The sequence below is a fragment of the Saccharopolyspora gregorii genome (genome assembly GCF_024734405.1).
In the GTDB taxonomy this organism is placed as follows: Bacteria; Actinomycetota; Actinomycetes; order Mycobacteriales; family Pseudonocardiaceae; genus Saccharopolyspora_C; species Saccharopolyspora_C gregorii.
Window position 1 is genome coordinate 1,176,869 of record NZ_CP059556.1, and the last position, 15,689, is coordinate 1,192,557.

The following is a 15,689-nucleotide window of genomic DNA, read 5'->3' on the forward strand; positions in this document are numbered from 1 at the left end:
CTTCACCAGCCGAGGCTGTCCAACGGGTCGGCGGAGGTGAGCGCCGGGTCGTCGTCGTGGAACGTGCGGGCTCGGCCGCGACCCGTCACGGCCGTCTCGAAGCGGACCGTGACCCGGCCCAACCCGGCGCCCTGCACCCAGCCGTGCCCGGCATCCGGGTGGAACACGTCGTCGCCCGCGCGCCACGACCGGTGCGCCGCCACCGGCGCGGGATCCGCCACCGGCGCCGACGAGTCCGGCTCCGGAACCGCCTCGGGTTCCTGGGACGGGTTGCCGAACAACGCCTCCTGCTCGGACGTCGCCAAACCCGAGAACGACACGCCCACCAGCCGGATCGGGGTGCCCGGCGGCACCGCCACCCCGATCAGCCGCCGCGCCGCCGCACCCAGCGGGCCCAGGTCCGAGGTCGCCGTCGCGAACGTCTCCGCCCGGCTGATCGTCGTGAAATCCGCGTCCCGCACCTTCACCGTCACCGTCCGCGCCGCCCGGCCCGAGGACACCAGCCTGCGGTGCGCGTGCTCCGCCATCCCGTCCACCTCGGTCGCCAACCGCACCGGCTCCGTGATGTCCACGTCGAACGTCGTCTCCGCGCTGACCTGCTTCGCCTCCGCGCGCTCCGCCACCGGGTGGTCGTCCACGCCGTGCGCCAGCCGGTGCAACTCCGCGCCGTGCGCCTGCCCGAGCAGCGCCGTCGCATCGCCCAAGCGCAGCGCCGCCAGCTCACCCACGCTGTACACCCCGATGCGGTGCAACTTCGACTCGGTGACCGGGCCCACGCCCCACAACTTCCGCACCGGCAGCCCGGTCAGCAGCTCCAGCTCCTGCTCCGGCGGCACCACCAGCGCTCCGTCCGGCTTCGCCAACCCCGACGCGATCTTCGCCAGCTGCTTGCCGGAACCCGCACCGACCGACGCCGGCACCCCCACCTCGCCGCGGATCCGCTCCCGCAACCCGGCCGCGAACCGCTCCACCTCCGCCGGCTCGGCACCCGCCAGCTCCACCGGCTCCAGGAACGCCTCGTCGATCGACACCTGGCCGACCACCTCCGACACGTCCCGGACGATCTCGAACACGCGGCGGCTCACCGCCTGGTACACACGGCCCCGCGGCGGCAGCACCACCGCCACCGGGCAGCGCCGCCGGGCCTCCGCCATCGGCATCGCCGACCGGGCCCCGTAGGCGCGGGCCTGGTAGCTCGCCCCCGCCACCGTGCCCCGCGGCCCCAAGCCGCCCACCAGCACCGCCCGGTCGGCGACCGTGGGACGGGTGAGCTGCTCGACCGACGCGAAGAACGCGTCCATGTCCACGTGCAGCACCCATCTGCGCATGTGCACATTCAACGAGATGCCACCGACAACGACCACGCACCCCGCCCGGGAGGAAGGGAACCTTCCGGTCACGGATGACACGAAGGTTCCCTTCCTCGCCCTCGGGCGCGGTCAGTCCTCGGCAGGCGCGTCCCGCTCCGGTGGTGCCTCGCCGGACTCCTGCTTCGGCGGCGCGAGGAACACGACGCCGCGGTCCAGGTCCAGCGGGCCACCCGGATCGTGCTCACGCCCGGGCGCGCCCTGATCGCCCTCGTGCCGGAGCTTGCGCCCCGGGAAGAGTTCTCCGTAGGAAGCCATGTCCCCAGCGTAGGACGGTCGCGGCAGGCACGGCACCGATCCGGGCCGCCGTGCTGCGAGGAAGGGAACCTTCCGGTCACGGGTGGGAGGAAGGGAACCTTCCTGTCATCCGGAGCTCGTGGGCGCCCGGCACGTGCGGAGAGGGGCACCTCCCTGCCACGGGTACGACGAAGGGAACCTTCCTGCCACCCGTGCGACGAGGGGAACCTTCCTGTCACGGGCGCGACGAGGGGAACCTTCCTGCCACGGGTGCGACGAAGGGAACCTTCCTGCCGCCGACGACCCCCGGAACGAAACCGGCCGCCACCGATGATCGGTGGCGGCCGGTGTGCGGCGAAGCTCAGAACAGCGCGCTGGCCAGGGCCCGCCGGGCCTGGGTGACCCGCGGGTCCCCGTCGGGGAACAGCTCGAACATGTCGATGAGGTGCTGGCGGACGCGGTTGCGCTCGTCGCCGGAGGTCCGCTTGACGGTGCGCACGAGCCGGTCGAACGCGGCTTCCACCTGCTGCCCGGCGAGTTCGGCGTCGGCGGCGGCGAGCTGGGCGTCGACGTCGTCGGGCGCGGCGTCGGCGCGCTCGATGGCGGCCGGGTCGGCGTTCTCGGCGCGAGCGCTGAACCGGACCTGGGCGAGCGCGGCCTTGGCCTGCTCGTTGGCGGGTTCGGCGTCGAGGATCCGCTGGTAGGCCGCTTCGGCGGCGGCGAAGTCACCGTTCTCCAGCGCGTCTTCGGCGGCGGTGAACCGGGGGTCTTCCGGTTCTTCCTGCTCGCCGGGATCGGCTGCGCCCTGCTCGGCGGCGCTGATGCCGGGGAGCTGTTCGCGCAGCGCGTCGAGCAGCTGGGTGATCCACTGCCGGATCTGCGGTTCGGGCTGCGCGCCGGCGAAGGCTTCGACGGGCTGGCCGCCCGCGATCGCGATCACGGTGGGGATGGACTGGACCTGGAACAGCTGCGCGATCCGCGGGTTGGCGTCCACGTCGACCTTCGCCAGCACCCAGCTGCCGCCGCCTTCGGCCGCGAGGCGTTCGAGCACGGGGGAGAGCTGCTTGCAGGGGCCGCACCACTCGGCCCACAGGTCGACGACGACGGGGACCTGCATGGAGCGGTCCACGACTTCGGCCTGGAAGGTCGATTCGGTGACGTCGATGACCGTCGGGGTCCCGGGCGCCGAGGTGTTCTCGGCGGGGCCGCCCGCGGCGGGCTGCCGGGAGGCGTTGTCCGCTTTGGTCTTCAGCGCGGACAGGTCGACTGCGCCCGCCATCGCGGCGGGCATGGCTGCGTTCTGGCGTGGATCGGGCCTCGTCACCTCTCCATCCTGACACGCGGCGCCTCGCGCGCGGTGCGTGGGCAAGGGTTGTCCGGCGGGGCCGGGAGCTGCGCCGCACGGCCGGTGACGGTCCGCTAGTTCTACCTGAGAGATCAACCTGAACGAGTGCTGATGACCACTCGAAAGGCTGAGGTTACGTGGATTCCCCTCAGGTTTTCCCGGGGTGGTCGCCGAAGGAGCCACTGTGCCTGGTCGGGATCTTGTCCTGATCGGCGCGAGGGGAGCCCCGGGAAAGAGCCGGGACCGAGCTCCCTGCCCGAAGTTCTAGGAGAGGTTTCAGAACGTGCGTATTGCAACCCGCGTCGCCGGCGCTGCCGGCATCGCAGCCCTCGGCATGGTGTCCCTCGGCTCGACCGCCTTCGCCGACACCGCCGGCAACGAAGGTGTGAACCTGGTCGACGACAACAACATCAGCGCGGTGCCGGTGCAGGCCTGCGGCAACAACGTCGGTGCCGCCATCGGCGTCGTGGTGCCGGTCCTGTCGCCGCAGACCAGCGACTGCACCAACGCGCCGGTCGTCGACCACCCCTCCATCAAGGGCTGATCGACCCAGTGCGAACACGACCGGCCGGGGAGTCCGCGAGGGCTCCCCGGCCGGTTCGTTCATTCCCCGGCCGACAGGTGCTCTTCGACGCGGCGCACCTTCTCCTGCAGCTGCCCGGTGTGCCCGGGCCGGATGTCGGCCTTGAGCACCAGGCTGGTGCGCGGCGAGCGCGACGACACCGCTTCGGTCGCCCGCTTCACCACGTCCATCACCTCGTCCCAGTCACCTTCGATCGTGGTGAACATCGAGGTCGTCTCGTGCGGCAGGCCCGATTCGCGCACCACCCGCACCGCCGCCGCGACCGCCTCGCTCACGCCGCCGTCCTCGCCGGAACCGGACGGGGCCACGCTGAACGCCACCAGCATTCGCTCTTCCTCCTGCGCTGTTCGGGCAGATTCAGCACGATCATGCGCGATCCGGCCGGGACCTCGCGCATCGGCGGGCGAATGGTCATTCGTCTCCGCGACGCCCGCTGCTAGCGTCGGGGCATGAGCGCTCGTAGTCCGCTGCCCTTCGATCCCATCGCACGAGCGGCCGAGCTGTGGTCGGAGCGGATCGGACCGTCGACGACGATGGCCGCGGTCACCAGCGTGATGCGGGTCCAGCAGATCCTCCAGTCCGCAGTGGACACCGCGCTGCGGCCGCACAACCTGACGTTCGCCCGCTACGAGGCGCTCGTGCTGCTCACCTTCTCCCGGCGCGGCAGCCTGCCGATGCGCGTGATGGGCGACCGCCTCCAGCTGCACCCGACCAGCGTCACCAACATCGTGGACCGGTTGGAGCACGACGAGCTGGTGCGCCGGGTGCCGCACCCCACGGACCGGCGCACCACCCTGGTGGAGATCACCGACGGCGGGCGGGACCTGATGAAGCGCGCCACCGAATCGGTCACCGAGATCGAGTTCGGCCTGGGCGGGGTGACCGAGCGGCAGACCCAGCAGCTGACCGAACTGCTCGGCAGGGTCCGCCACGCGGCCGGGGACTTCTGAGGCGCACGCGCCGGTACCTCTCGATCATCGCGGCGGCCCCGCGCGTCCCGGTGCGATGAAGGGAACCTTCCTGCCACCGGTGACCGGAAGGTTCCCTTCATCGCATGATCAGTTGAGGGTGCGCAGGACGTGGGCGACCCGTCCCCAGAACGTCGGTTCCGCCGAGTCGCGCCACGTCAGCAGTCCGCGCCGGTTCGCCCAGCGTTCGAAGGCGACGGAGGCCAGCGGCGGGATGGACGACACCAGCGAGGCCACCAGGACGGGGAACGACCAGCGCAGCGGGCTGAACACCACGAGGCAGGTCACGACGTAGCCGGTGAACACGAGCCCGTGGACCCAGCCGAGGACGGTGACGCCCGTCGGCATGCCGAGGCCGTACTTGAACGCCATCGCGATCAGCAGCCCCGCCCACGAGCACGCTTCAGCGATCGCGACGAGGCGGAACCACCCCGCGTAGGTGCGCAACACCGTGAACCAGCCTTTCCGCGCGGCGCCGCCGGTCGGCGCTCGACGTCTTCGAGTGTGCCGGGTGCGCGCGGTCACACGGCCACCGGTGACGGGCGTCGCGTCGTGATCGATCCCGAAACGGAATTGTGACAACCTTGTCTTCCCGGTGGGTTCCGCTGATTTCGATCTTGATTCGGAAAAGTGCGGGGCCGATCGCGGACGAATGATTTCCGCGATTCCGCTGCGCCGTTCGGCCGCATTTCTGCGCCCGTCGGTACGCAGCGGTGCGGTCGAGCATTGACACCGCTGGCCCGGCCCGGTGGAATCCGCCAGATCATGACAACGTTGTCTGATTCCGGGAATGTTCGGCGCGCCACGATGAACGACGTGGCGCGCCTCGCCGGGGTGAGCATCAAAACGGTGTCTCGGGTGGTCAACGGGGAGCGCGGGGTGCATCCGGGCACGGCGTCCCGCGTTCTCGTCGCGATCGACCAGCTCGGTTTCCGCCGCAACCTGGGGGCGCGAAATCTGCGGCGTGGTGCCGAGACCGGAATCGTGGGCCTCGTCCTGGAGGACGTGGCGAATCCCTTCTACTCGATGTTGACGCGCGCCGTGGAAGAAGTCGTGAGCGCGCAGGGCGCGCAGGTGCTGACCGGTTCTTCCGGCGAGGATCCGGCGCGGGAGCGGGAATTGGTGCTGGAATTCCTGTCCCGCCGGGTCGACGGCCTGCTGGTGGTGCCCGCGGGGGACCGGCACGGCTACCTGGCGCGGGAGGTGCGCACCGGCACCCCGGTGGTGTTCGTGGACCGGCCGGCGGGCGGGGTGGAAGCGGACACGGTGCTGGTCGACAACGTGGGCGGCACCGCGCTGGCCGCACGGCACCTCGCCGAGCACGGGCACCGGCGCATCGCGTTCCTCGGGGACGCGCCGGGCATCAGCACCGCGGCGGAGCGGCTCCGCGGGTTCCGCGAGGGCTGCGCGCAGGCCGGTGTCCCGTTCGACGCCGAGCTGGTGCGGATGGGGCCGCACACCGCGGAGTCGGTGGCGGACGCGCTGGCCGGGCCGCTGCGCGCGGCCAGCGCGCTGGTCACGGGGAACAACCGGATCACGGTGCACGCGCTGCGGGCGCTGGCGGGCCGGGTGGCGCGCCCGGCGCTGGTCGGCTTCGACGACTTCGAACTGGCGGATCTGCTGGACCCGCCGATCACGGTGATCACCTACGACGTGCGGGAGCTGGGCGCTTCGGCGGCGCGGGCGGTGTACGCGCGGCTCGGCGGCGACACCGCCCCGCCGCGGCGGCTGGTGCTGCCGACGCGGCTGCTGGCGCGCGGATCCGGCGAGGTGTCGGCGTGAACCGGAACCACCCCCTCGAACCCGGGAAGGTCTGATGTCCGAACCGCTGCTGGAAGCACGCGAACTCACCAAGAGGTACGGCGGCGTGGAGGCGCTGCGCGGCGCCTCGTTCACCGTCCACCCCGGCGAGGTGGTCGCCCTCATCGGCGACAACGGCGCCGGGAAGTCCACCTTGGTCAAGTGCCTGTCCGGTGTGGAGCGCCCGGACTCCGGGCAGGTCCTGATCTCCGGCGAACCGGTGGAGCTGGACTCGCCGGTCGCCGCCCGCGCGCACGGGGTGGAGACGGCCTACCAGGACCTGGCGGTGGCTCCCGACCTCGATCCGGCGGCGAACCTGTACCTGGGGCGGGAGATCCGCCGCCCCGGCCTGCTCGGCAAGCTCGGGATGCTGGACGAGAAGGCCATGCGCAGCCGCGCCGCCGAGCAGTTCGCCACGTTCGGCGTCTCGCTGCCGGACCTGGACGTGCCGATCGGCGCGCTCTCCGGCGGCCAGCGGCAGAGCGTCGCGGTGGCCCGCTCGGTGGCCTGGGCGGACAAGCTGGTGTTCCTCGACGAACCGACCGCCGCGCTCGGCGTGGTGCAGCGGGAGCGGGTCCTCGACGTGGTGCGCCGCGTCCGCGACACCGGGATCTCAGTGGTGCTGATCAGCCACAACATGCCGGAGGTGCGGTCGGTCGCCGACCGCGTGGAGGTGCTGCGGCTGGGCCGCCGCGTCGCCCGCTTCCGCGCCGCCGACGTGAGCTTGGAAGAGCTCGTGGGCGCCATGACCGGGGCGTTGACCCAGGAGGACGAGAGCTGATGCCCGCGACGACACCGAACTCCGAGGTCACCGGAGAGCTCGCCGAGACCCCGCAAGGCTTCCGCGCCCGGCTGGCCGCCTCGCCGACGCTGTGGACCGGGCTGGTGCTGGTGGCGCTGTGCGTGCTGTTCAGCGCGGTGCGCCCGGACGCCTTCCCGACCCTGTTCAACCTGCAGACGCTGCTGGTGCAGGCGGCGCCGCTGCTGATGCTGGCCGTCGGCATGACCTTCGTGATCATCACTTCCGGCATCGACCTGTCCGTCGGTTCGGTCCTGGTGTTCGCCGGGGTGGTGTCCGCGCAGACGATGGAGGCGCTCAGCGGCGGCGACGCCACCGGCGCCGGGTGGGGCGTGATCGCGGTCGGGCTGGTGGTGGCGCTGCTCGGCGGTGCCGCGTGGGGCGTGCTCAACGGGCTGCTGGTGGCGGTGGCGAAGGTACCGGCGCTGATCGTCACGCTCGGCTCGTTCGGCGCGGCCCTCGGCGCCGCGCAGCTGCTCACGAACGGCATCGACGTGCGGACCGTGCCCGCGGCGCTGCGCGAGACCTTCGGCACCGGCACCTCGTTCGGGGTGGTGCCGAACCTGGTGCTGCTGGCCGCGGCGGTCACCCTGCTGGCCGGCTGGGCGCTGCACACCACCCGGTTCGGCAGGCACACCTACGTGATCGGTTCCAACGCGGAGGCGGCGCGGCGCGCGGGCATCGACGTCAGCAGGCACCTGGTCGCGGTGTACGCGCTGACCGGGGTGCTGGCGGGGCTCGCCGGGTTCATGTCGCTGGCCTACTTCGGCACCACGACGATCAGCGGTCACAGCAACGACAACCTCAACGCCATCGCCGCGGTGGTCCTCGGCGGGACCAGCCTGTTCGGCGGCGTGGGCACCATCCTCGGCAGCGTGATCGGCGTGTTCATCCCCGCCGTGCTCGACGCCGGGTTCGTCATGGCCGGGGTCCGGCCGTTCTGGCAACCGATCGCGGTCGGTGCCGTGCTCGTCGCCGCCGTCTGGCTCGACCAGCGGCGCCGCCGGGCGCGCAGCAGCCGCTGACCCGCTTTGCAGCACAACGGTGTGTGGAGGAACAAGTGAAGATCAAGTCGACGGTGATGGTCGTGCTGGCGGCGGGCGCTCTGCTCGCGGGCTGCGGATCCGGGCAGATCGGGGACGGCGGGGGAGCGGCCACCGACCCGGGCAACAAGAACTTGGCACTGCTGACCGGCATGCGCGGGGAACCGTTCTACGTCTCCATCGAGTGCGCGGCGAAGGAGGCGGCCGCGGCCGCCGGGTACGAGCTCAACGCGCAGGCCCCGGAGAAGTTCGAGCAGGCCGAGCAGGCGCAGCTGCTCAACGGCGTCGTCAGCTCCCGGCCCGGTGCGGTGATCATCGCGCCGACCGACGACAAGGCGCTCGCCACCCCGCTGCAGCAGGCGAAGGACAACGGCGTGCAGGTCGTGGAGGTCGACACCGCGCTGGAGGACCGGTCGATCGCGGTGAGCTCGCTGTCCTCGGACAACCACGCGGGCGGCGTGCTGGCCGCGCAGACCCTCGCCGAGCTCGTCGGGGACCGGCCCGGTTCGGTGCTGGCGCTGAACACGAAGGCGGGCACCTCCACCACCGACGAGCGGGCCCGCGGCTTCGAGGAGGAGATCGCGAAGCACCCGAACCTGAAGCTGCTGCCCACGCAGTACACCGAGAACGAACCGGCCACCGCCGCGCAGATCGTGTCCGCGACGCTGGCCGCCAACCCGGACCTGGTGGGCGTGTTCGGCACCAACCTCAACACCGGTGAGGGGGCGGGCACCGCGCTCGCCAACGCCGGGCGGTCCGGTCAGGTGCAGCTCGTCGGCTTCGACGCCAGCCCCAAGCAGGTCGACGACCTGCGCAGCGGGCGGGTGCAGGCGCTCATCGCGCAGAACCCCGCCGAGATCGGCCGGGAGGGCGTGAACCGGGCGATCGCCGCGATCAAGGGCGAGCCGGTGGAGCGGGAGACGAAGACCGACATGATCGCGCTCACCCGGGATTCGATGGATCAGCAGGCGCAGCACTTCTACCGCGCCACCTGCTGACCAGGGGTGCGATGAAGGGAACCTTCCGGTCATCGGTGACCGGAAGGTTCCCTTCCCCGCTCACGCCCGCGCGTTCACGAACTCGCGCAGCAGCGCGTTGAACTCGTTCGGCTTCTCCCGGTTCGGCCAGTGCCCGGCGCCGGGGATCACGTGCAGCTGCGCGCCGGAGATGGCGGTGGCGGCCTGCCGCGACGAGGAGACGGGCACCACCGAGTCCCGCTCGCCGTGGATGAACATCACGGGGCAGCGGAGCTGGTCGAGGTGCGGCCCGTGGTTGACGCGCATGGCGCGCCGCCCCAGCGAGTCCCGCTGCCAGTCGGCGAACACCGAGTCGCGCTGCGCGGCTTCGGCGGCGACCTCGTCGACGATGCTCTCCAGGTCGGGCACCGGACGGTCGCCGGTGAACAGCCGCTTCGCCAGCATCCGGCGGGCCAGCCCGCGGTGCCGCGCCAGCAGCTTCGCGCCGGTGGTGCCGATGAGGTCGACGCGGGTGGCGAGGTAGCTGAGCAGGTGCCGGTCGAGCCGGGCCACGAGCCCGCCGGAGCCGACGAGGACGAGGCCGCGCACCCGCCGCGGGTGCCGCAGCGTGAAGCCGGTGGCGATGCTGCCGCCCAGCGACAACCCGACGATCATGGTGTCCCGCACTCCCCACGCATCGAGCAGCCAGCGCAGCACCTCCTCGCAGGTGCGCTGGTTGGCGCGGCCGTGCCACGGGAGGCTGCCGCCCTGGCCGGGCAGGTCGGGGACGTAGACCCGGTGGTCGGCGGCGAGCACCGGGATGGCGTGCCGCCAGCTCAGCATCGCGTTGTCCAGACCGCCGCCGTGCAGCAGCACGATCGCGGGCCCCGAGGCTCCCGAGCGGTAGTAGCGGATCTTGCCGGCAGGGAACTCGACGTGGTCGACCTCGACACCCTGGGGCGGGGCGGTCATCTGTACTCCTTGTTCGGGACTGGCGTGCGGCGGTCCGCTGCGGTGCCGCGGACCAGCCGGTCGTTCGCGGGGACGTGCGGCGGACCGTCGCGTTGCCGCGGGTGAACGGTGGTGGGGGCGACGATTCCGCCGGGACGAGCGCACCCCTTCGATCTCGCGCGGGGGCGCCGGTGTTACTCGGCAGGATAGGCCCGCGCCGGTGCGGACGGGCACCACCCGCCGGGGTGCGCGCGGGGCGTGCCAGGATTCGGAGCGTGAGCACCGCGTATGACTGCAACCGTCCGGACGGCCGGGAATCCGGTCTCGCCGCCGCCGCCAACACCGTCCGAGCCGGTGGCCTGGTGGTCCTGCCCACCGACACCGTGTACGGGATCGGCGCGAACGCCTTCGACGCGGAGGCGGTGGGTGCGCTGCTGGCGGCGAAGGGCCGCGGCCGCGACATGCCGGTCCCGGTGCTGGTCGGCTCGTGGTCGACGATCGACGGCCTGGTCCAGTCCGTGTCGAAGCAGGCCCGCGCGCTGGTGGAGGCGTTCTGGCCGGGTGGCCTGTCGCTGATCCTGCCGCAGGCGCCGTCACTGGCCTGGGACCTGGGCGACACCCGCGGCACGGTGAACCTGCGGATGCCGCTGCACCCGGTGGCGCTGGACCTGCTCCGCGAGGTCGGCCCGATGGCGGTGTCGAGCGCGAACCGCACCGGCAACCCGCCGCCCGCGACGGCGCAGCAGGCGCAGGACCAGCTCGGTGACTCGGTGCAGGTGTACCTGGACGGCGGCCCGACCGGGGAGCCGGTCGCCTCGACGATCGTGGACCTGACCCAGTCGACGCCGCGCGTGCTGCGCCAGGGCGAGATCACCCTGGAGCAGCTCACCGAGGTCCTCGGCGTCGAGGTCGAACCGCTCGCCTGACCGCTGCCCGCGCGTCCCGCTCCCGCGGTGAGGAGTTCGCCGGGAGCGGGAGGAGGCGGACAGGACGGACGATCTTCGCTGATCCGGACCGGTGGTCGTGGCGCGGCTGTTTGCCGATAGCGTTAGCACCCGGATGCGCAACGTGGACAGCGATGAGGAGCGCCGAGCTTGAAGACGCCGTTCCGGTGGCCGGACATCGACCTTCCGCGGGCCGTTGGCCCGCGAGGGTAGAGCCGCCATGGACAACGCACCTCTGTGGGCGCCGGCGGGATTGCCCGTCCGCGAATACCTGCTCGTTCTGCTCACCGCGGCGGCGGTGACGTTCCTGCTGACCGGTCTGGTCCGCCTGCTGGCGATCCGGGTGGGCGCGGTCGCCTACCCGCGCAAGCGCGACGTGCACCTGACGCCCATCCCGCGGATGGGCGGGGTGGCGATGTTCGGCGGGGTGCTCGCGGCGATGTTCCTGGCGAGCAACCTGCCCGCGCTGTCGCGGGGTTTCGACTTCTCCAACGATGCCGCCGCCGCGATCGTGGCCGGTGGGCTGATCGTGCTGGTCGGCGCGTTGGACGACCGCTTCGAACTCGATTCGCTGACCAAGCTCGCGGGGCAGGTGACCGCGGCGGGGATCCTGGTCCTGTTCGGCGTGCAGTGGTTCGGCTTCTGGGTGCCGTGGGGCGGCGACGAGGGCCACATCGGCCAGCTGATGGTGCTCAACAGCAACCAGGGCCAGCTGCTGACGGTGCTGCTGGTCGTCACGATGATCAACGCGATGAACTTCGTGGACGGCCTGGACGGGCTGGCCTCCGGCATCGGCCTGATCGCGGCCAGCGCGACCTGCGCGTTCTGCCTGAGCCTGCTCCAGCAGCACGGCGGCGACGTGACCGCCTACCCGCCGGCGCTGATCGCGGCGTCGATCGCCGGCGCCTGCATGGGTTTCCTGCCGTACAACTTCCAGCCGGCGCGGATCTTCATGGGTGATTCGGGGTCGATGCTGATCGGCTTGATGCTGGCGACGGCGAGCACCTCGGCGTCGGGCAAGGCGGACTACGCGGGCTTCGGCGGCAAGGACCTGCTGGCGCTGCTGTCGCCGCTGCTGGTGCTGGCCGCGGTGCTGTTCGTCCCGCTGCTCGACCTGATCATGGCGGTGGTGCGGCGGACCGCGGCGGGCAAGAGCCCGTTCCACGCGGACAAGATGCACCTGCACCACCGATTGCTGGAGATCGGGCACTCGCAGCGCCGCGCGGTGCTGCTCATCTACTCGTGGGCGGCGGTGATCGCCTTCGGCGCGGTTTCGTTGACGCTGTTCAGCGCGGTGCTGGTGGCGTGGGTCATCGTAGTGGGCGTCATCGTGGCGGCTATCATTTCGGTGATTCCCAGGATGCGGGCCCGAGCCGATCGAGAGACCAGATGAGCGACGACGCCGACACGCCGGTCGACGACAAGCCGACCGACGATGCGCCGGTGAACGAGCACGCCCGGGTGGTGCGCGCCCTCGCCGACGCGATGCTGCGCATGTCCGTGCTCCCGGTCGCGATCACCGTCGTCGTCGCGGCGATCGCCGGTTACTTCGCCGCCGGGGTGCCGGGCGTGGCCGGGGCGGTCACGGCGGGGGTGGTCGCTTCCGGAGCGTCCCTGTTCACGCTGTGGTTAATGCATCGCACGGCGGGCATGGCGTCGATGTTCGTGCTGGGCGCCTCGATGGGCGGCTTCCTCATCAAGATGTTCGCGCTGTTGGTCACCATGATGGCGTTGCGCGGAGTAGAAGCCGTCGACGCCATGACGTTGGCGCTCACCTTCATCGCGATGGTGCTCGTTTGGGCGACATCGGAGGCGGTGGCGTTTCGCCGGACGAAGGTCCCGACGATCGTGCCAGGTCGATGAACTAGTGTTCGGGCATCCTTCGTAGCCCGACCGGCGGTGCGAAGGGCTAGATTACTCGCTGGTATCTTGCTCGCGTGCGGCCGATCCGCGCACCGCGAGCAGGCTCGATGCGGCTCCCCGAGTGGGAGCCCTGAGCCTGGATGAGGCCCCTCCGCAGTCGGATCGGGTATCAGGTACGTTAAGTGCAAATCGTGACGATTCCCCCGATTGAGCGAACTCGATCGGGAGAACCGGAAGGAGCCCAGTTGGGCACGCTGGTGATGGCCGAGGGCGGGAAGTTCGTACCGCCAGGTGCCGATAGTTTTGTCCTCCCGCCGATCGTGGGCGGAATCACCAAGCCGATGGTGCTTGTCGCGCTCGCCGCCGTGCTGGTCGCCGTGTACTTCGTGGTCGCCACCCGCAGCCTCAAGGTGGTTCCCTCCAAGGGCCAGTTCGTGGCGGAGTACATCTACAGCTTCAGCCGGAACACGATCGCCCGGCAGCAGATCGGCGCCAAAGATTTCCGCCCGTTCGTGCCGCTGATCTTCGCGTTGTTCACCTTCGTACTGGTGAACAACATCTTCGGCATCGTTCCGTTCCTCCAGTTCCCCACGATGGCCCGAATCGGTTTCCCCGTCGCGCTGCTGATCGTGGTGTACGTGACCTACCACGGTGTCGGGATCAAGCGTCACGGACTGGGTGGCTACTTCAAGCACGTGATGTTCCCGCCGGGCGTGCCGAAGCCGATCTACGTGATCTTGTCACCGATCGAGTTCCTGCAGAAGTTCATCGCTCAGCCCGCCGCGCTCGCGGTCCGGGTGTTCGCGGCGATGTTCGCAGGTCACCTCATGCTTCTGGTGTTCATCCTGGGTGGCGAGTTCTTGCTGCTCGAGGCGAGCGGCGGGTTCAAGCCGGTTTCGATCTTCGCTTTCGCCTTCGCGATTGCCTTGACTTTCGTCGAGGCCTTGATCCAGGTACTCCAGGCCTACATCTTCGCGCTGCTGACCGCCAACTTCATCGGTGCGGCGCTGGCCGAGGGCCACTGAAAAAGACCAAGACCTCCGATCCGCAAGTACCTGCGGACCGAGTTGAAAGGTAGTGAAAGTGAGCAACATCGTTCTTGCGCAGGCCGCTGAAGCCGCGAACATCAATGCAGGCCTGGCCGCGATCGGCTATGGGCTGGGCGCCATCGGCGCTGCCATCGGTGTCGGCCTGATCTGGGCCGCTGTCATCAACGGCACCGCCCGGCAGCCGGAAGCCCAGGGGCAGCTCCAGGGCATCGCCTGGATTTCCTTCGTGCTCGTCGAGGTGCTGGCGCTGATCGGCCTGGTCGTCTACTTCATCGCGTCCGGAGCCTGAGTCCCCGACCCTGTCTTAGGGAGACGTTGTGGTGAAGACAGAGATTCTGGCGGCGGCAGGCGAGCACAACCCGATCCTGCCGGAGACGTCGGAGATCATCGTCGGCCTGATCGCGTTCCTCCTGCTGTTGTTCGTGCTCCAGAAGTACGCTGTTCCGCGCTTCGAGAAGGTGTTCTCCGAGCGCAGCGAACAGATCGAGGGTGGTATCGCCAGAGCCGAAGCGGCCCAGGCGGAGGCTCACCGGACGCTGGAGCAGTACAAGTCGCAGCTGGCCGAGGCGCGCGCCGAGGCGGCGCGGATCCGGGACGACGCGCGGGCCGAAGGCCAGCAGATCGTCGCGGAGATGCGTGCGCAGGCGCAGACCGAGTCGGAGCGGATCGTCACGCAAGGCCAGAACCAACTGGCGGCGCAGCGCTCGCAGATCATCGCGGAGCTGCGCGGCGACCTCGGCCGGCAGGCCGTGGATCTGGCCGGTCGTATCGTCGGGGAGTCCCTGGAGGACGAAGCCCGTCGTCGCGGCACCGTGGACCGGTTCCTCGAGGAACTGGACTCCACGTCGGCACCGTCCGGGTCCAGCAGGTCCTGACGGCGCCGGTGCGATGGACACGCACATGATGTGGTCCCCGAAGGTTTCCCCAGAACGAAAGGCCCTGGAGAGTTGAGCACCCTCGTGAACGCCGCGAGCCGCGATGCGCTGGCAGCCACCGAGCTGCAGCTGTTGCAGGCCACCGACGGGGCCGGGGCCGCGGAGATCACCGGCCTCGCCGACGAACTGTTCGGCGTGGCCGCCCTGTTGGGTCGTGAGTCGGCCCTGCGCCGGGCGCTGGCGGACACCTCCACCGAACCCCGTTCGCGGGAGGAGCTGGCCAAGCAGCTGCTGGCCGGCAAGCTCGGCGCCCGGGCGCTGCCCGTGGTCGTCGAAGCCGTCCGCTCCCGCTGGTCGAGCGCGAAGGACCTGGTCGGAGGTCTGGAGCGGCTGGCCCGGGTCGCCCTGCTGGTGCAGGCGGAACGGGCGGGCCGGCTGGACGCGGTCGAGGACGAGCTCTTCCGCCTCGGCCGCATCATCGGCGCCGAACTGGAGCTGGAGCGGCTGCTGGCCGATCCGGCCGCTGCCCCCGACGGCAAGACCGCGCTGGTCGACCAGCTGCTCGGCGGCAAGGTCGAACCGGTCACCCAGGCCCTGGTGCGCCAGCTGGTGGCGCACCCGCACGGCGGACACGTCAGCGAAGGCCTGGAGGAGCTCGCGGAGCTCTCGGCGAAGCGCCGGGAGCGTTCGGTGGCGCACGTGCGGTCCGCCGTCGAACTGACCGAGCAGCAGCAGCAGCGGCTCGCGGCCACGTTGCAGCGGATCTACTCGCGGCCCATCGCGGTCCACCTGGAAGTGGATCCTGCGGTCGGCGGCGGCCTGCTGATCAAGGTCGGTGACGAGGTCATCGACGGGACGACCACGGGGCGCCTGCAGTCCCTCCGGCGCGACCTCGCCGACTGACGGCGA

At 70.8% G+C, this 15,689-nt stretch carries 19 protein-coding genes; 13 read left to right on the forward strand and 6 right to left on the reverse strand.

What is annotated here, in order from left to right:
- Positions 1-2: 2 nt before the first annotated feature.
- The 3 genes from H1226_RS05070 to trxA form a co-directional block, all read right to left on the reverse strand.
- Complete coding sequence (locus tag H1226_RS05070) at positions 3-1,328, reverse strand: DNA polymerase IV (RefSeq protein ID WP_225043611.1); 1,326 nt, start codon at positions 1,326-1,328, stop codon at positions 3-5.
- Between the two features lie 111 nt (positions 1,329-1,439).
- A complete protein-coding gene (locus H1226_RS05075) occupies positions 1,440-1,625 on the reverse strand; it encodes a hypothetical protein (RefSeq protein WP_258347538.1) in 186 nt (61 codons plus the stop codon).
- 340 nt (positions 1,626-1,965) lie between these two features.
- Positions 1,966-2,883, reverse strand: coding sequence for a thioredoxin (gene trxA / locus H1226_RS05080; protein ID WP_258349343.1), 918 nt, complete (start codon positions 2,881-2,883; stop codon positions 1,966-1,968).
- 349 nt (positions 2,884-3,232) lie between these two features.
- Here trxA and H1226_RS05085 point away from each other — a divergent pair, with 349 nt between their 5' ends.
- Positions 3,233-3,493, forward strand: coding sequence for a hypothetical protein (locus tag H1226_RS05085; protein ID WP_224956382.1), 261 nt, complete (start codon positions 3,233-3,235; stop codon positions 3,491-3,493).
- A 59-nt stretch (positions 3,494-3,552) separates the two neighbouring features.
- Here H1226_RS05085 and H1226_RS05090 read toward each other — a convergent pair whose 3' ends face one another.
- Complete coding sequence (locus H1226_RS05090; RefSeq protein WP_224956384.1) at positions 3,553-3,858, reverse strand: MTH1187 family thiamine-binding protein; 306 nt, start codon at positions 3,856-3,858, stop codon at positions 3,553-3,555.
- A gap of 123 nt (positions 3,859-3,981) precedes the next feature.
- Between H1226_RS05090 and H1226_RS05095 the strand changes: the two genes are divergently transcribed.
- The gene (locus tag H1226_RS05095) at positions 3,982-4,482 is read left to right on the forward strand and encodes a MarR family winged helix-turn-helix transcriptional regulator (RefSeq protein WP_224956385.1); all 501 of its coding nucleotides are present in this window, start codon (positions 3,982-3,984) and stop codon (positions 4,480-4,482) included.
- Positions 4,483-4,590: 108 nt separating this feature from the next.
- Here the strand turns inward: H1226_RS05095 and H1226_RS05100 are convergent, their stop codons facing one another.
- Positions 4,591-4,950, reverse strand: coding sequence for a DUF3817 domain-containing protein (locus H1226_RS05100; RefSeq protein WP_224956386.1), 360 nt, complete (start codon positions 4,948-4,950; stop codon positions 4,591-4,593).
- 357 nt (positions 4,951-5,307) lie between these two features.
- Between H1226_RS05100 and H1226_RS05105 the strand changes: the two genes are divergently transcribed.
- The 4 genes from H1226_RS05105 to H1226_RS05120 are packed head-to-tail and all read left to right on the forward strand — an operon-like array spanning position 5,308 to position 9,140.
- The gene (locus H1226_RS05105; protein ID WP_258347543.1) at positions 5,308-6,282 is read left to right on the forward strand and encodes a LacI family DNA-binding transcriptional regulator; all 975 of its coding nucleotides are present in this window, start codon (positions 5,308-5,310) and stop codon (positions 6,280-6,282) included.
- A gap of 34 nt (positions 6,283-6,316) precedes the next feature.
- Positions 6,317-7,081 carry an ATP-binding cassette domain-containing protein gene (locus H1226_RS05110; RefSeq protein WP_258347544.1) on the forward strand — a complete coding sequence of 255 codons (765 nt, stop codon included), beginning with the start codon at positions 6,317-6,319 and terminating at the stop codon, positions 7,079-7,081.
- Entirely contained in the window at positions 7,081-8,124 is a 1,044-nt protein-coding gene (locus H1226_RS05115; protein WP_258347545.1) for an ABC transporter permease, read from the forward strand. Before H1226_RS05110 ends, H1226_RS05115 begins: the two co-directional genes overlap by 1 nt.
- Before the next feature lie 56 nt (positions 8,125-8,180).
- Complete coding sequence (locus H1226_RS05120) at positions 8,181-9,140, forward strand: ABC transporter substrate-binding protein (protein WP_373690062.1); 960 nt, start codon at positions 8,181-8,183, stop codon at positions 9,138-9,140.
- A 60-nt stretch (positions 9,141-9,200) separates the two neighbouring features.
- Here H1226_RS05120 and H1226_RS05125 read toward each other — a convergent pair whose 3' ends face one another.
- On the reverse strand, positions 9,201-10,070 hold the full coding sequence (locus tag H1226_RS05125; protein ID WP_258347547.1) for an alpha/beta fold hydrolase: 870 nt from the start codon (positions 10,068-10,070) through the stop codon (positions 9,201-9,203).
- A gap of 254 nt (positions 10,071-10,324) precedes the next feature.
- Here H1226_RS05125 and H1226_RS05130 point away from each other — a divergent pair, with 254 nt between their 5' ends.
- From H1226_RS05130 to H1226_RS05160, 7 genes are all read left to right on the forward strand, one after another.
- Positions 10,325-10,975: an L-threonylcarbamoyladenylate synthase gene (locus H1226_RS05130; RefSeq protein ID WP_258347549.1), complete on the forward strand. Its 651-nt coding sequence runs from the start codon at positions 10,325-10,327 to the stop codon at positions 10,973-10,975.
- Positions 10,976-11,213: 238 nt separating this feature from the next.
- Positions 11,214-12,386, forward strand: coding sequence for a glycosyltransferase family 4 protein (locus H1226_RS05135; RefSeq protein WP_258347551.1), 1,173 nt, complete (start codon positions 11,214-11,216; stop codon positions 12,384-12,386).
- Positions 12,383-12,856 carry a hypothetical protein gene (locus H1226_RS05140; RefSeq protein ID WP_258347553.1) on the forward strand — a complete coding sequence of 158 codons (474 nt, stop codon included), beginning with the start codon at positions 12,383-12,385 and terminating at the stop codon, positions 12,854-12,856. The genes H1226_RS05135 and H1226_RS05140 overlap by 4 nt, the downstream gene beginning before the upstream one ends.
- Before the next feature lie 245 nt (positions 12,857-13,101).
- Positions 13,102-13,881: a F0F1 ATP synthase subunit A gene (atpB, locus tag H1226_RS05145; RefSeq protein ID WP_258347555.1), complete on the forward strand. Its 780-nt coding sequence runs from the start codon at positions 13,102-13,104 to the stop codon at positions 13,879-13,881.
- 58 nt (positions 13,882-13,939) lie between these two features.
- On the forward strand, positions 13,940-14,194 hold the full coding sequence (locus H1226_RS05150; RefSeq protein WP_243792462.1) for an ATP synthase subunit c family protein: 255 nt from the start codon (positions 13,940-13,942) through the stop codon (positions 14,192-14,194).
- A 31-nt stretch (positions 14,195-14,225) separates the two neighbouring features.
- Positions 14,226-14,780, forward strand: a complete 555-nt coding sequence (locus tag H1226_RS05155) for a F0F1 ATP synthase subunit B (RefSeq protein ID WP_243792464.1) — start codon at positions 14,226-14,228, stop codon at positions 14,778-14,780.
- 72 nt (positions 14,781-14,852) lie between these two features.
- Positions 14,853-15,683, forward strand: coding sequence for a F0F1 ATP synthase subunit delta (locus tag H1226_RS05160; RefSeq protein WP_258347557.1), 831 nt, complete (start codon positions 14,853-14,855; stop codon positions 15,681-15,683).
- The last annotated feature ends 6 nt before the right edge of the window (positions 15,684-15,689 follow it).

Coding starts and splice junctions, on each gene's coding strand:
- H1226_RS05070 (WP_225043611.1), bottom strand. CDS start 1,328: ATGCGCAGATGGGTGCTGCACGTGGACATGGACGCGTTCTTCGCGTCG.
- H1226_RS05140 (WP_258347553.1), top strand. CDS start 12,383: ATGAGCGACGACGCCGACACGCCGGTCGACGACAAGCCGACCGACGAT.
- H1226_RS05095 (WP_224956385.1), top strand. CDS start 3,982: ATGAGCGCTCGTAGTCCGCTGCCCTTCGATCCCATCGCACGAGCGGCC.
- trxA (WP_258349343.1), bottom strand. CDS start 2,883: ATGGCGGGCGCAGTCGACCTGTCCGCGCTGAAGACCAAAGCGGACAAC.
- H1226_RS05120 (WP_373690062.1), top strand. CDS start 8,181: ATGGTCGTGCTGGCGGCGGGCGCTCTGCTCGCGGGCTGCGGATCCGGG.
- H1226_RS05090 (WP_224956384.1), bottom strand. CDS start 3,858: ATGCTGGTGGCGTTCAGCGTGGCCCCGTCCGGTTCCGGCGAGGACGGC.
- H1226_RS05075 (WP_258347538.1), bottom strand. CDS start 1,625: ATGGCTTCCTACGGAGAACTCTTCCCGGGGCGCAAGCTCCGGCACGAG.
- H1226_RS05115 (WP_258347545.1), top strand. CDS start 7,081: ATGCCCGCGACGACACCGAACTCCGAGGTCACCGGAGAGCTCGCCGAG.
- H1226_RS05135 (WP_258347551.1), top strand. CDS start 11,214: ATGGACAACGCACCTCTGTGGGCGCCGGCGGGATTGCCCGTCCGCGAA.
- H1226_RS05105 (WP_258347543.1), top strand. CDS start 5,308: ATGAACGACGTGGCGCGCCTCGCCGGGGTGAGCATCAAAACGGTGTCT.
- H1226_RS05110 (WP_258347544.1), top strand. CDS start 6,317: ATGTCCGAACCGCTGCTGGAAGCACGCGAACTCACCAAGAGGTACGGC.
- H1226_RS05125 (WP_258347547.1), bottom strand. CDS start 10,070: ATGACCGCCCCGCCCCAGGGTGTCGAGGTCGACCACGTCGAGTTCCCT.